General features: G+C 39.5%; 14 protein-coding genes. 5 read left to right on the top strand and 9 right to left on the bottom strand.

Going from position 1 to position 14,370, the window contains the following annotated elements:
• Positions 1-19: 19 nt before the first annotated feature.
• Positions 20-1,348 carry an MATE family efflux transporter gene (locus GD631_RS00435; protein ID WP_143257698.1) on the bottom strand — a complete coding sequence of 443 codons (1,329 nt, stop codon included), beginning with the start codon at positions 1,346-1,348 and terminating at the stop codon, positions 20-22.
• 112 nt (positions 1,349-1,460) lie between these two features.
• On the opposite strand from GD631_RS00435, the gene GD631_RS00430 reads away from it, so the two are divergent.
• A complete protein-coding gene (locus tag GD631_RS00430; RefSeq protein ID WP_143257699.1) occupies positions 1,461-2,144 on the top strand; it encodes a tetratricopeptide repeat protein in 684 nt (227 codons plus the stop codon).
• Positions 2,145-2,177: 33 nt separating this feature from the next.
• On the opposite strand, the gene GD631_RS00425 is transcribed toward GD631_RS00430, so the two are convergent.
• The 4 genes from GD631_RS00425 to GD631_RS00410 all read right to left on the bottom strand — a co-directional run bounded on the left by GD631_RS00425 (position 2,178) and on the right by GD631_RS00410 (position 5,103).
• Positions 2,178-3,470: a zinc-dependent metalloproteinase lipoprotein gene (locus GD631_RS00425; protein WP_143257700.1), complete on the bottom strand. Its 1,293-nt coding sequence runs from the start codon at positions 3,468-3,470 to the stop codon at positions 2,178-2,180.
• Positions 3,471-3,536: 66 nt separating this feature from the next.
• Entirely contained in the window at positions 3,537-4,295 is a 759-nt protein-coding gene (locus tag GD631_RS00420; protein ID WP_143257701.1) for a biotin--[acetyl-CoA-carboxylase] ligase, read from the bottom strand.
• Entirely contained in the window at positions 4,279-4,635 is a 357-nt protein-coding gene (locus GD631_RS00415) for an MmcQ/YjbR family DNA-binding protein (protein WP_143257702.1), read from the bottom strand. Before GD631_RS00415 ends, GD631_RS00420 begins: the two co-directional genes overlap by 17 nt.
• 102 nt (positions 4,636-4,737) lie before the next feature.
• Entirely contained in the window at positions 4,738-5,103 is a 366-nt protein-coding gene (locus GD631_RS00410) for a YraN family protein (protein ID WP_143257703.1), read from the bottom strand.
• Between the two features lie 67 nt (positions 5,104-5,170).
• On the opposite strand from GD631_RS00410, the gene GD631_RS00405 reads away from it, so the two are divergent.
• Both GD631_RS00405 and GD631_RS00400 read left to right on the top strand, forming a co-directional pair.
• On the top strand, positions 5,171-5,404 hold the full coding sequence (locus GD631_RS00405) for a hypothetical protein (RefSeq protein WP_004299215.1): 234 nt from the start codon (positions 5,171-5,173) through the stop codon (positions 5,402-5,404).
• Between the two features lie 48 nt (positions 5,405-5,452).
• Positions 5,453-5,890, top strand: a complete 438-nt coding sequence (locus GD631_RS00400) for a nucleoside deaminase (RefSeq protein WP_143257704.1) — start codon at positions 5,453-5,455, stop codon at positions 5,888-5,890.
• 14 nt (positions 5,891-5,904) lie between these two features.
• Here the strand turns inward: GD631_RS00400 and GD631_RS00395 are convergent, their stop codons facing one another.
• The 3 genes from GD631_RS00395 to GD631_RS00385 all read right to left on the bottom strand — a co-directional run bounded on the left by GD631_RS00395 (position 5,905) and on the right by GD631_RS00385 (position 7,667).
• Positions 5,905-6,195 carry a DUF4834 family protein gene (locus GD631_RS00395; protein ID WP_143257705.1) on the bottom strand — a complete coding sequence of 97 codons (291 nt, stop codon included), beginning with the start codon at positions 6,193-6,195 and terminating at the stop codon, positions 5,905-5,907.
• Positions 6,196-6,262: 67 nt separating this feature from the next.
• Positions 6,263-6,970: a CDP-diacylglycerol--serine O-phosphatidyltransferase gene (gene pssA, locus GD631_RS00390; RefSeq protein WP_143257706.1), complete on the bottom strand. Its 708-nt coding sequence runs from the start codon at positions 6,968-6,970 to the stop codon at positions 6,263-6,265.
• Positions 6,971-6,980: 10 nt separating this feature from the next.
• Entirely contained in the window at positions 6,981-7,667 is a 687-nt protein-coding gene (locus GD631_RS00385; RefSeq protein ID WP_004299219.1) for a phosphatidylserine decarboxylase family protein, read from the bottom strand.
• Positions 7,668-7,828: 161 nt separating this feature from the next.
• On the opposite strand from GD631_RS00385, the gene dnaE reads away from it, so the two are divergent.
• On the top strand, positions 7,829-11,635 hold the full coding sequence (gene dnaE / locus GD631_RS00380) for a DNA polymerase III subunit alpha (RefSeq protein ID WP_143257707.1): 3,807 nt from the start codon (positions 7,829-7,831) through the stop codon (positions 11,633-11,635).
• A 165-nt stretch (positions 11,636-11,800) separates the two neighbouring features.
• Here the strand turns inward: dnaE and GD631_RS00375 are convergent, their stop codons facing one another.
• A complete protein-coding gene (locus GD631_RS00375) occupies positions 11,801-12,688 on the bottom strand; it encodes an AraC family transcriptional regulator (protein WP_143257708.1) in 888 nt (295 codons plus the stop codon).
• A gap of 303 nt (positions 12,689-12,991) precedes the next feature.
• Between GD631_RS00375 and GD631_RS00370 the strand changes: the two genes are divergently transcribed.
• Entirely contained in the window at positions 12,992-14,368 is a 1,377-nt protein-coding gene (locus GD631_RS00370; RefSeq protein WP_143257709.1) for a sugar porter family MFS transporter, read from the top strand.
• Positions 14,369-14,370 lie beyond the last annotated feature (2 nt).

The following is a 14,370-nucleotide window of genomic DNA, read 5'->3' as shown; positions in this document are numbered from 1 at the left end:
GATAATTTATCGGATAGCCTCACTGGGATGCGATTACTTTTTTCATTATTTGCCTTCCCAAAAGGGTTTGTACAATTCCTCGCAGTGAAAGATAAATGAGAAAAGCCAACCATAGAGCATGATTTCCTAAAAGTGGATGGAAAGCGTAATAGACCCCAAAAAAGCTGGCAGAAGCGACTAACATGGAGTAAAGCATCTGCCGGGTAGCAGTGGCACCGATAAAAATGCCATCCCATAGGAAAGCGGAGAAACCGGCTAACGGAATAATCAGTGCCCAGTAAAAATAAGTGTCTGAAGCACTGATTACTGAAGTGTCATTGGTTAGTAATCCCAGGAATTCTTTTCCGCCAGTTGCATAGAGAATTGTGAATACCAGTGAAAGACCGAATCCCCAATAGAAAAGTTGATGTACTGTGTTACGCAAGCCTATTTGATTTTTAGCACCTATGTAACGACCGGCCAGTGCTTCACCAGCATAAGCAAATCCGTCCATAATGTACGAAAACAAAGTAAATAACTGCATGAGCAAGGTGTTTACAGCTAATACGATTTCTCCTTGGGCGGCTCCTGCAGAAGTAAAAAACATAGTGACTATAACAAGACAGAGGGTACGGAAGAATATGTCCCGGTTAACTTGAAAGAAACGGTACATGGCTTGTTTCTGTATGATCTCTTTCCATACAATCCGCTTTTTAAGTGCACTGTAATAGCGCATATATAGCAGAATAGCCATGAAGAAACCTGCATATTGAGCAATTAAAGTCCCTGTTGCCACTCCTGCCACTTTCATATCCAATAAGTAGACAAAACATAGACTGGCCACAATGTTGACAATGTTTTGAGTAATAGCGATATACATGGGAAAGCGTGAATTCTGCATCCCGATAAACCAGCCGGCGAATCCATAAAGTCCTAATGTGGCTGGGGCTCCCCAAATACAGATATAGAAATAAGTCGTTGCCAATTGCTCGACTTCCGGTGTGGTTTGTATCAGTGTAAATGCCAGTTTCAGGATAGGATATTGGAGTATCAATAGGCAAAGTGCTATAAACAATCCTACTCCAACGGAACGTAGTAGTAACCGGGTGATTTCGTTTAAATTATGCTGGCCGTACGCTTGTGAAGTCATTCCACTTGTCCCCATGCGCAGGAATCCAAAAATCCAGTAGATAATATTGAATAACATTCCTCCTACTGCAATGGCTCCAATGTACGCCGGAGAACCGAGATGTCCTACGATCGTGACATCGATAAGTCCCAGTAGCGGAACGGTAATATTCGATATAATCGATGGGATGGCTATCTGTAATATTCGTCTGTTTACGGAGGATTTTTTTTTATCTGTCATTGTATAAAAACACTTTTATCAAATTGATTGTTCTTTTCGCGAACAAAGGTACATTTTTTATTTTTTTATTGTATCTTTGTGTGTCACGAACTAAATAGCAATCAGATGGATTATGAGGACCTTAACTATTTTTCTTATCTCTTTATTTTCATTGCCGCTGGTGCTGAATGCGCAGTCGGTTGATGAGATGTTACAAAAAGTGTCTGCTGCCATTGAGGCAGGGCAGAATGGGCAGGCTGTGAGCTATTTCCGGCAGACTATCGCTCTGAATATAGACCGTACGGAAATGTATTATTGGACGAATGTAGACAAGAACAGTGAAATTAGCTCCAAACTGGCTACAGAATTAGCGCTTGCCTATAAAAAGAATCGGAATTACGATAAAGCCTATTTATTTTACAAGGAATTACTGCAAAAGACTCCTAATAATGTAGATTGTTTGGAAGCTTGCGCGGAAATGCAGGTATGTCGCGGGCAGGAAAAAGATGCTTTGCGTATGTACGAAAAAATACTGCAACTTGAGGCGGATAATCTGGCGGCTAATATCTTTTTAGGTAACTATTATTATTTGACAGCGGAACAGGAGAAGAGAAAGCTGGAGACGGATTATAAGAAACTTTCTTCTCCCACTAAAATGCAGTATGCCCGTTACCGGGATGGATTATCGAAGTTGTTCACTACCCGGTATGAGAAAGCGCGTAACTCTTTGCAGAAAGTTATTTTGCGTTTTCCATCAACAGAAGCTCAAAAGACATTGGATAAGATATTGAGGATAGAAAAAGAGGTGAATCGCTAAGTGGTTCACCTCTTTTCAATTATACTCAATTTGTTATTTTATAGTGCGTATTGGTAAATCCAAGGGACTTTCATTAAGTGCTCGGGTATCAATGTCTCCTTTTTTCGGTCCAGGTATCAGAGGACTATAGGATAAGACATGTCTGATACGTTCACGTTGATTTTGAGTGAATTGGTTTGAATAACTGTAGGAGTAATCCATAATATTTTTAGATATAAATTTAGTATCTTGGCAGTTACTTCTTTGGCATAAATATTCTAATTCATAACTAGTTCCTGGCAGTTCATTGAGCCAATTATCATATTCTATCTTATTATAAGAAGGAGTGTCTTTGCAATAATCGGTGTCTTTACATTCATCTAATAAACCACCAGATTCTTCTTCAGAGAACACATGGCGTAAGCCCAGATAGTGACCTAACTCGTGAGCTAAGGTTACTCTGATATCGGCTTCAGAATATTTAGTGCCAGATGGTTCATTAATAAATAAACTGTTGACGGATACACAATAAGGAAACTTCAGATTATTCTTTTCTAGGTGAGTGTATTGTGTAGAATTAAGTCCTTCCAAAAAGTTATTATTGATGGTGGAAAAAGGAAGATGAGATATTCCCAATATAGTTGAATTAGAGTTGGGATCTGACGCAAAATTATATATCATAATGTTGATATATTGGTTAGGATCCCATAAAAAATCAACATACTTGCCCGAATTATCATTCATGAAAACTTCACAGTCAATGGGATAGTTATCTGGCCATTCTTTATATTCTACACCTGGAGTGGGTAGAACCTCATTATTCGGATTTTTAGTTGCAAGTGTAAAAGTCAGATTCATGTCTACACTTTTAGTTGCATCTTTATATAAGCTGTTTACTGTATTGAGTATATTGTTTAAACGGCTTTGGCTAACGTATTGAAGCGGATCATTTTTTTCTTTATATAATACATGGAAGATTACAGGGAGTTCATAATGGTATTCTTCTGCTGTATTGGTAGAGCCTTTTTGAATGATTTGAACCGTTTTGTTAACTTTGTGACTTATAATAGTGATAGTTGCGGTTCTGGGACTGGATTCCAAGTTAGCGTTGACAGTCAGGATTAACTTTCCATCGTTTTCTCCTTTTTGTGTATTAGGAATACACCATTGTTTATTACTTGTTACAGTCCATGAAGAACTACATGTAATATCTATCGTTAATGATTCACCGCTTGCGCTGATGTTATCAAACTTTGATTCTGATATATTTAATGTTGCAGAATCTGAATCATCGCATCCTATTAATATCCATAACAATGGAAGGAAGAAAATTAGTTTTGTTTTCATAAATGAAAGAGTTTTATATAAAAACGCACGTTCCAAAGATAATGTTTTGATCTGGAATAGGATAGCTTATTTCAGTAAATATTCCACTTCCTTAAACATATAGTCTCTTTTCATCAGCATCTCATCTTCTAAAATCAACCTTCCTTCTGGTTCTACACAAACGATTCGTGCAAGAAATTCTCCGTTGGCATCTTTGTATCGATGCAGTCCTTCCCTTCTGAAAAGAGATTTTTCATATTGACAGGCTATTGATGTCGTATCACCTTTTTTGAGCAAGCCATAATAAGATTGGATACGCAGCATGATATTTTTCAGTATTTCGAGTAGAGCATACTTTTTTCCTGTGATTTGTAGCAGTGAAACGGGGTTAGGAGCAGAACTGTGAAATGTTTCCTGATTAATATTAATTCCGATTCCTGCAATACTTTGACTGATGTTCCGCCCCATCAGATCGTTTTCTATCAACATCCCACATATTTTCTTTTCTTTCCAATAAATATCATTCGGCCATTTGATAGAAATGTCGGTGGTATATGTATCTAATTCTTCTTTAATAGCTAAAGATATAATCTGTGAAATGAGAAACTGACGTCGTGCTTCCAAAAACTCGGGGAAGATAACGGTGCTGAAAAGAAGGTTCTTGCCAGGATCTGATTCCCAAGAATTGCCACGCTGTCCCCGACCGGAAGTTTGAAAATCGGCGACAACGACAGTTAATTCCTCCAACTTCTGTTCAGAACAGAGAGACTGCAAATAATTGTTGGTGGAGTTCGTCTCGCTGATACGAATCAATGGAACCGGGAATATATCAGGGGAGGGCATCATATTCTGTGCGTAACTTTTTAGTAAATTTCTTGATTACCTCATCATAAGAGTGATCGATAAGCTCTTTCATCAATTTATCGTCTACGTCACTGTCAAAGCGGACACTATTCCAGTATTTTTTATTAAAATGATAAGCTCCTTCAATTCCCGAATAATGTTCACGCAGTTCGATTGCTTTTTCCGGATCACATTTTAGTGCGATGTGATTAGCTTCTTCCAGGTCAATGAGAGCAAACATTTTGTTCATAACCTTTACAACCAGTGATACATCATCGAAAGGGAAAGATTCGGTGACTCCTTTCTTGTTCAAGCAGTATTCTCTGACAGTTTCTACATTCATAATGAATTAATAATTATAATATGTTTTCATAATTAGTTTATATCATAAATTAAAGCACGAATTTCACAGCTTTTATAATGATGAATAAAGTTCCAGCATTTTTTAATATAAAGGAGGATAAAACGCTTCCTCTATATGTTCAACCTTGAAATTCCTGTTGTCGCCTACTACAGTAATGATATCGAAGCGTACAGGAGTGTCAATCTGGAACAATCTGATATAGGCATCTGCTGCACGTACTGTACGTCTTATTTTAGGCAAATCTACAGCATCTTCCGGCTCAGCAAATAGGGTATTGCTGCGGGTCTTCACTTCTACTATAATCAGTTCATTACCTTTTGCGGCTACAATGTCCAGTTCGAAATGTCCCCTTCTCCAATTCCGGTCACGAATAAGATATCCTTTCTGTTCAAGATAAACTACGGCGGCATTTTCTCCGGCTTTTCCTAAATCATTATGTTCAGCCATCTTTTTTTGCAAATTTACTGCTTTTATTCTTTGTATTTACAGAAGTAAAAGTAATTTTGCAGAAGATATGAGAAAAAGGAGTAAAAAGTGCCTGAAAATGCACGTCGAGTGTACCAAAAGGGAACGACGGATGAGCATTTTGTTGAGCGACGAAGAACAGCTGATTGTAGATCGTTATCTTGAGAAATATAAGATAACGAATAAGTCACGTTGGCTTCGTGAAACGATTCTCATGTTTATCCATAAGAATATGGAAGAAGATTATCCCACCCTTTTTGGTGAACACGATATGAGGCGATAGGGGATCATTATTAAATTAGAAATTGTAGATAAAAAAATAAAGAGGGGGATGCTTGACGATATTTACTTCATGAAACAGGCTTTGATAGAGGCAGGTAAGGCTGCCGAGCGAGGAGAAGTTCCCGTAGGAGCTGTCGTGGTTTGTAAAGAGCGGATTATTGCACGTGCCCATAATCTCACAGAAACATTGAATGACGTAACGGCTCATGCCGAGATGCAGGCTATTACAGCTGCTGCCAATGTGCTTGGCGGTAAGTATTTAAACGAATGTACCCTGTATGTCACAGTTGAGCCTTGCGTGATGTGTGCAGGAGCTATTGCTTGGGCACAAACAGGCAAACTTGTATTTGGTGCCGAAGATGAAAAACGGGGCTATCAGAAATATGCCGGTGCGGCATTACATCCTAAAACAGTGGTTGTAAAAGGGATAATGGCTGACGAATGCGCTGCGCTAATGAAAGAGTTCTTTGCGGCGAAACGGAAATGAAAGCAGTGTAATGTCTATTTGATTTCCTCAAAATCTACATATTCACCATCATCCTGGGTGAATATTTTTTTATGTCTTTTCTCCGGAACATTCTCGGAATATATTTCCTCTTCATTGTCATTTGAACGGTGATTCCTTTGCTCATAGTCCTGTTGGCTTGTACGTCCTGATTCTGTTTGTTTCGGGCGGGATGAAGAAGAACTGCGTCCTAATCCGAAAATCGTTCTTAGGATGAATCCGACAATAGAAAGGCCAAATACAAAAATGGCAATGATAAAAATGAGTATGAATAAAAGTATATGCATCGGGCTATGATTTTTATGTTGTTACTTCGATAAAACTCATAGTACAACAAACGTGCCAAGAGATTGTTTATTTACTTTTTCTTGTAAAAAGTGAAAGTAAAATATACCATACAATAATGGCAGCAAAGCTACTAATTCCAAGAAATATAAGGAGGGGAATGCAGATAATCAGGAATATAAAACTGATTTTGTTGTCATTCCATGAAAGGTTTTTAAATTTCAAAGAAAACATCGGTATTTCTGATACCAGCAGTCCGGAAAACAGGCAGACAAGTATAAGAAGGTAGACAGGATGGCAGTTGGCTGATATTAGGAAGTCATGTGCCCCTGCCACTAATGAGCCCCAAAACAGAGCATTGGCAGGTACCGGAAGTCCGACAAAAGAACTCGTCTGCCGTGTATCATTGTTGAATTTTGCCAGACGCAATGCTGAAAAAACAGAAATCAAGAATGCCAAATAAGGTAGATAAGGAGCGATGAATTCCATATTTGCCGGATAGTACATCTCTTTGAATAGAGAGAATACGATCAGTGAAGGAGCAACCCCGAAGCTGACATCATCAGCCAATGAGTCCAAGTCTTTTCCAATAATGGAATGGGCATTGAGTACACGAGCCAACAATCCGTCGAAGAAATCGAAGATAGAACTTAAAGCGATGAAAAGTAGAGCCAGTTCATATTTTGCTTCAAAAGCCATGACACAGGCAATACAACCGGAGAAAAGGTTCAGGCAGGTTACAGTATTTGGAATACTATTTTTAATAATGTTTGTCATTGTGACAGAATTATTTAAGTTTGGCGATAACCGTTTGGTTACCGGTCGTTAATTGTCCCATGCTGACACATACTTCTGTGCCGATGGGTAGATACACATCCACACGGGAACCGAATTTGATAAATCCCATGTGTTCGTCAATATAACATTCTTCTCCTACTTCAGCGTAGGTGACAATACGGCGTGCCACTGCTCCGGCGATTTGCCGGGTGAGTACTTCCACTCCTTCCGGAGTTTCGATCACTACCGTAGAACGTTCGTTTTCTGTGCTGGCTTTCGGCAGCCATGCTTTCATAAAGTTTCCATTATGATGCGCTACCTTTTTAATAGTACCATCTACCGGGTACCAGTTGGCATGTACGTTCACAATGCTCATGAAGATGGATATCATTAAGCGGCGGTCATGGAAATATTCGTTTTCATCAACTTCTTCGATGACGACGATTTTTCCATCGGCGGGTGCTACGACAATCTTTTCAGTGTCCTGCCCGAAGAGACGGATCGGACATCGAAAGAAATTCACCATCAGCAGATAGACTGCTATACTCGCTACTGCTACCACATAAAAAGGTATTTTGCAATCGATTCCCCAATAAAGAGCTGCATTAATCAATAGCAATAGCAAGAAGCTAGCCCATAATATATGTGTTCCTTCGCGGTGAATACGTATTTTTTTTAATTTTTTTAGTCGGCCCATGAATGCTGTTTAATGATATTGTCTGCAAAAATATACTTAATTTAAAAAATCAGCAAGTAAATGAGCATAGAAATGTGAATGTTGATAACTTTTTGAGGATTATTTTTGTTTATAACCCAAGAGGTAGTAATTTTATGCCTTCAATTTAACTACTTATCATTATGCAGGATTTCGTTCATTTACATGTCCATACTCAATATTCTCTGTTGGATGGTCAGGCTAGCGTAGCTCGTCTGGTCGATAAAGCGATGCAAAACGGGATGAAGGGGATTGCCGTGACCGATCATGGAAATATGTTCGGTATCAAGGAATTTACGAACTACGTCAATAAAAAGAACAGCGGTCCAAGAGGTGAAGTCAAAGATTTGAAGAAGCGAATTGCAGGAATTGAGGCCGGCACAATAGAGTGTGCGGATAAAGAGGCGGAGATTGCTGCATGTAAAGCTAAGATAGTGGAAGCGGAAAATAAGCTTTTCAAACCTGTCATCGGTTGTGAAATGTATGTTGCGCGCCGCACTATGGACTTAAAAGAGGGTAAACCCGACCAAAGTGGTTATCACCTGATCGTATTAGCTAAGAATGAAAAAGGTTATCATAATCTTATTAAATTAGTATCGCACGCATGGACGCGCGGATATTATATGCGTCCGCGTACTGACCGCAGCGAACTGGAAAAATATCACGAGGGACTTATTATCTGTTCGGCCTGTCTTGGTGGTGAAGTGCCGAAACGAATTACTGCCGGGCAATTTGCAGAGGCTGAAGAGGCTATTCAATGGTATAAGAACTTGTTTGGTGATGACTACTATTTGGAGTTACAACGTCATAAAGCGACTGTTCCCCGTGCCAATCACGAATGTTATCCGTTGCAGGTGAATGTGAACAAATATCTGATTGAATATGCTAAGAAGTTCAATGTTAAACTGATTTGTACGAATGATGTTCACTTTGTAGATGAAGAGAATGCGGAAGCGCACGACCGTTTGATCTGTTTGAGTACTGGTAAGGACTTGGATGATCCTACTCGTATGCTTTATACCAAGCAGGAATGGATGAAGACACGAGAAGAGATGAACGAACTCTTTGCTGACGTGCCCGAAGCGTTGAGCAATACACTGGAGATTCTTGACAAGGTAGAATATTACTCCATCGATCATGCACCTATCATGCCTACTTTTGCTATTCCCGAAGATTTTGGAACGGAAGAAGGGTATCGGGCGAAGTTTACGGAAAAAGACCTGTTTGACGAATTTACTCAGGATGAACATGGTAATGTGGTATTGAGTGAAGAGGATGCGAAAGCGAAAATTAAACGCCTGGGTGGTTATGATAAACTTTATCGTATTAAACTTGAAGGGGATTATCTAGCTAAATTGGCTTTTGACGGAGCCAAGAGAATTTATGGCGAACCTCTGTCGGAAGAAGTTAAAGAACGAATGAACTTCGAGCTGTATATCATGAAAACGATGGGTTTCCCCGGATACTTTTTGATTGTACAGGATTTTATCAATGCGGCACGTAAGGAACTGGGTGTGTCGGTTGGTCCGGGGCGTGGTTCGGCTGCTGGTTCGGCAGTGGCCTATTGTCTGGGGATTACGAAAATCGACCCTATCCAGTACGATTTGCTGTTTGAGCGTTTCTTAAATCCGGACCGTATCTCCTTGCCCGATATTGATGTCGACTTTGATGATGACGGACGTGGTGAAGTACTTCGTTGGGTAACGAATAAATATGGTCAGGAAAAAGTTGCTCATATCATCACTTATGGTACAATGGCTACTAAGTTAGCTATCAAGGATGTTGCCCGTGTGCAAAAGCTACCTCTTTCGGAGTCTGACCGATTGGCTAAATTAGTGCCAGATAAAATTCCTGATAAGAAATTGAATTTGCGGAATGCGATTGAATATGTTCCCGAACTGCAAGCTGCGGAAGCATCATCCGATCCGTTGGTTCGAGATACGATCAAGTATGCTAAGATGCTTGAAGGTAACGTGCGTGGTACAGGTGTACATGCTTGTGGTACGATTATCTGTCGTGACGATATCACCGATTGGGTACCTGTCAGCACTGCTGATGATAAGGAAACGGGCGAAAAAATGCTTGTTACCCAGTATGAAGGTTCGGTGATTGAAGATACCGGATTGATTAAGATGGACTTCCTTGGCCTGAAAACTTTGTCTATTATCAAAGAGGCCGTTGAAAATATCCGTTTAAGTCGTAATGTTGAAGTAGACGTTGATGCGATAGACATCTCTGACCCGGCTACATATAAATTATATAGTGACGGACGTACGATTGGTACATTTCAGTTTGAATCTGCCGGTATGCAGAAGTACCTGCGCGAATTGCAGCCTTCTACATTCGAAGATTTGATTGCCATGAATGCCCTTTATCGTCCGGGACCAATGGATTATATACCTGATTTTATCGACCGTAAACATGGACGCAAGCCGATTGAGTATGATATTCCGATAATGGAGAAATACTTGAAGGATACGTATGGCATTACGGTTTATCAGGAACAGGTGATGCTTCTGTCACGTTTATTGGCTGACTTTACCCGTGGTGAGTCTGATGCACTCCGTAAAGCCATGGGTAAGAAGTTGCGTGACAAGCTGGATCACATGAAACCTAAATTTATTGAAGGTGGGCGTAAGAACGGACACGACCCGAAAGTGCTTGAAAAGATTTGGACCGACTGGGAAAAGTTTGCGTCTTATGCTTTCAATAAATCACATGCTACTTGTTATTCGTGGGTAGCTTACCAAACAGCCTATCTAAAAGCAAATTACCCTCCTGAATATATGGCTGCAGTGATGAGTCGAAGCTTGTCGAACATTACCGATATTACGAAACTGATGGACGAATGTAAGGCAATGGGTATTCAGACGCTGGGACCGGATGTAAACGAAAGTAACCTGAAATTTACTGTAAATCATGACGGTGATATTCGTTTCGGACTTGGTGCTGTCAAAGGTGTAGGTGAAGCTGCTGTACAAAGTATTATGGAGGAACGTAGTAAGAATGGTCCTTTCCTCGGTATATTCGACTTTGTGCAACGTGTCAACCTGAATGCCTGCAACAAGAAAAATATGGAATGTCTGGCATTAGCCGGAGGGTTTGATAGTTTTCCTGAACTGAAGCGGGAACAATATTTTGCTGTAAACTCTAAAGGTGAAGTATTTCTGGAAACATTGATGCGCTATGGTAACCGCTATCAGGCAGATAAGGCAGCTGCTGTCAATTCTTTGTTCGGTGGTGAAAACGTTATTGATGTTGCAACTCCTGAAATTCCTCAAGGTGTGGAACGTTGGAGTGATCTTGATCGGCTGAATCGTGAGCGTGATTTGGTCGGTATCTATCTTTCCGCTCATCCGTTGGATGAATTTTCTATCGTATTGGAACATGTCTGCAATACACGGATGGCGGATTTGGAAGATAAAGCTGCACTTGTTGGTCGTGAAATAACGATGGGAGGGATTGTGACTAGTGTTCGTCGCGGAGTCAGCAAGAATGGAAATCCGTATGGTATTGCTAAGATTGAAGATTATTCCGGTTCTACCGAAATCCCATTCTGGGGAAATGACTGGGTGACTTATCAGGGATATCTCAACGAAGGAACGTTCCTATATATTAAAGCCCGTTGCCAAGCGAAACAATGGCGGCAGGATGAATTGGAAGTGAAAATCACTTCTATGGAGCTTCTTCCCGACGTGAAAGAAGAACTGGTGCAGAAGATCACGATTATCATTCCTCTGTCAGTCTTGAACTCGGCTTTGGTTACTGAACTTGCCACTCTGACTAAGGAACATCCGGGAAATACAGAATTGTATTTTAAAGTGACGGATGATGCTGATGTAAGCCACATGTCAATTGATTTGATTTCTCGTCCAATTAAGCTTTCGGTGGGGCGGGATTTAATAACATATTTAAAAGAGCGTCCCGAATTGGGATTTCATATAAATTGATTATATGTATTTCTCAGATGAATATCAGTCCTTTAATAAATGGCAAATAAAAAATATTTGGCAAAAATTAAGGCACAGTAAAATATAAAATCCGGTTTCTGTATTAATCCTCCTTTTTAATCCACTAAAAAGGAGGATTAATAGTGAGATATAATATGGTCTTCTTCAGCCTTTTTTGAGTTTTTTGTATTCTTTAGGAGGCATTCCCATGATTTTATTGAATAGACGTGAGAAGTAATAAGGATCGTCAATGCCTATTTTGTAACAGACTTGGTTAATTTTGATGTTTGTGAAGTCCAACAGATAGCATGCCTGTTGGATTTTGAGCATATTAAAATAAGTCAGGGGGGAATATCCTGTTCGTTGGCTGAATAATGAAGAAAAACGAGAAATTGAATATCCTGTATGTTTGGCGATTTCTTGGAGTGTTAGTTTTCGTTCAATGTTCTCTTTCATGTAATGTATTGTTTCAATGATTATATCTGTAGAGTTTGAATCCTGTTGAACGGCTCCTCTATATTGCTGGAGATATCTTAATGTTCCAAGATAGTGATAGAAAATGGAGCAGGTATACAATAGGTTTTCGTGGCTATAGCCCATTCCTAGCGTATGCAAAATCTCCTCAAACATGTCTATTCGGTTATTAATCCGGGACTGTATTCCAGGTTTGATTTCTATGGGATGTGAACATTGCGCAGAAAAATAGGGAGCCAGCTTCCCTTTGAAGTGTATCCAATAGATAGTCCATGGTGAATCATCAGCAGAACCATAGGAGTGAGGAATTCCAGCAGGCAAGATGAAATACTCATTGGCATTGACAGTATATCTTTTTCCATTTAGTTGATACCATCCTTTACCTTCATAACAATAAATAAATACATACTGGGAGATAGGCTCTGACCGCTCGATAAAGTGAAATTTTGCTTTGGGGTAATAGCCGATATCGGTAATATGTAAATGAGTCGATACGGGATTTTCTTCCATTTCATGTATAATGAACTGGGGAAGTACAACTGCTCTTTCGCCGCTAAATCCATCTTTTTTCTTAATCATAGTATTATTATTGAAAGTGTTATTAGAGTTTTATGGCTAATTATGTATAAGCTATGTAGAAAATTAGCAATGTAAATGAATACAAATATATATATATTATAAATATAGTCAGTTTGTTATATTGCATTTTAACATAGTAGATAGTAGTGATTACTTTTTTTCTTCTGATTGACTTATGGTCTTTATGCTATTTTTATAGTCTGTATTTTGCTAAGTAGTAAAATAGTCCATCTTTATATATTTTTTTCTATTTCCTGTATAAATATTATTGTTTTCCTTTGCAGCAACTTCTATTGATATATTATGAAAAAGAATAATGTTTATCTGTTATTGATTTGCCTGGTCTCGGCTATGGGTGGGCTGTTATTCGGCTATGATTGGGTAGTGATTGGTGGTGCTAAGATTTTTTATGAACCTTTTTGGGGATTGGAAGATTTGCCTGTGCTTCGAGGTTGGGCTATGAGTAGCGCTTTGGTCGGATGTTTGGTTGGGGCTTTACTCTCAGGACGTTGGAGTGACCGTTATGGACGTAAAAAAATGCTGATTATTGCATCATTTCTTTTTGTGTTGTCAGCTTATGGAACGGGTGCGGTTAATGATTTTGACTGGTTTATTTTTTATCGGATTGTGGGTGGATTTGGCATTGGAATCGCATCCAATATATCCCCTGTGTATATAGCGGAAGTGGCTCCAGCTCCGGTTCGAGGAAAATTCGTTTCTTTAAATCAATTAACTATTGTATTAGGTATATTGATGGCTCAACTTGCTAATTGGCAGATAGGAGAGTATTATGCGGCGGATTCAACTACTCTTAGTGCGGAAAGCGTGGAGTGGGCTTGGAGATGGATGTTTTGGGGAGAGTTGGTTCCTGCAGGGCTGTTTTTTATTCTTGCATTTATGATCCCTGAAAGCCCGCGTTGGTTAGCGGCTAATCAACAGATGGATAAAGCGCAAATCATTTTAGCTCGAATAGGTGGAGATGATTATGCAAAGCAGACCTCGTCAGAGATAATTCGGCTAGTTACAGAGCAGCAACAGCAAAGCAATTGGAGACAACTTTTTCATTTGTCAGTTCGAAAAGTGCTGATAATAGGTATCGTACTGGCTATCTTTCAGCAATGGTGTGGTATTAATGTTATTTTCAATTATGCGCACGAAATATTTTCCGCAGCTGGTTATCAAGTCTCTGATGTTTTGATGAATATTGTGGTGACAGGTGTTACCAATGTTATTTTTACATTTGTGGCTATCTACACTGTGGATAAGTGGGGACGCCGGAATCTAATGTTTATAGGTTCAATTGGATTGGCGGCAATCTATCTTATTTTGGGTACATGTTATTATTGCGGGGTGAGCGGATGGCCAATGTTGTTGCTTGTCATATTGGCCATTGCTTGTTATGCCATGTCATTAGCTCCCGTTGTCTGGGTAGTACTTTCTGAAATATTTCCGGTGAGAATACGGGGAATGGCAATGGCTCTTTCAACATTTTTTTTATGGGTGGCCTGCTTCCTCTTGACGTATACATTCCCTATTCTTAATGAATCTGTAGGAGCAGCAGGTATATTCTGGTTGTATGGTGGCATTTGTTTGGCGGGCTTTCTTTTTATCCGGTCAAATTTGCCTGAAACAAAAGGAAAGACATTAGAAGAATTAGAAAAAGAATTAATAAAAAAATAGAT

The organism is Bacteroides luhongzhouii (assembly GCF_009193295.2).
GTDB classification, from domain to species: Bacteria; Bacteroidota; Bacteroidia; order Bacteroidales; family Bacteroidaceae; genus Bacteroides; species Bacteroides luhongzhouii.
This window is presented reverse-complemented; position numbering and strand designations above follow the sequence as displayed.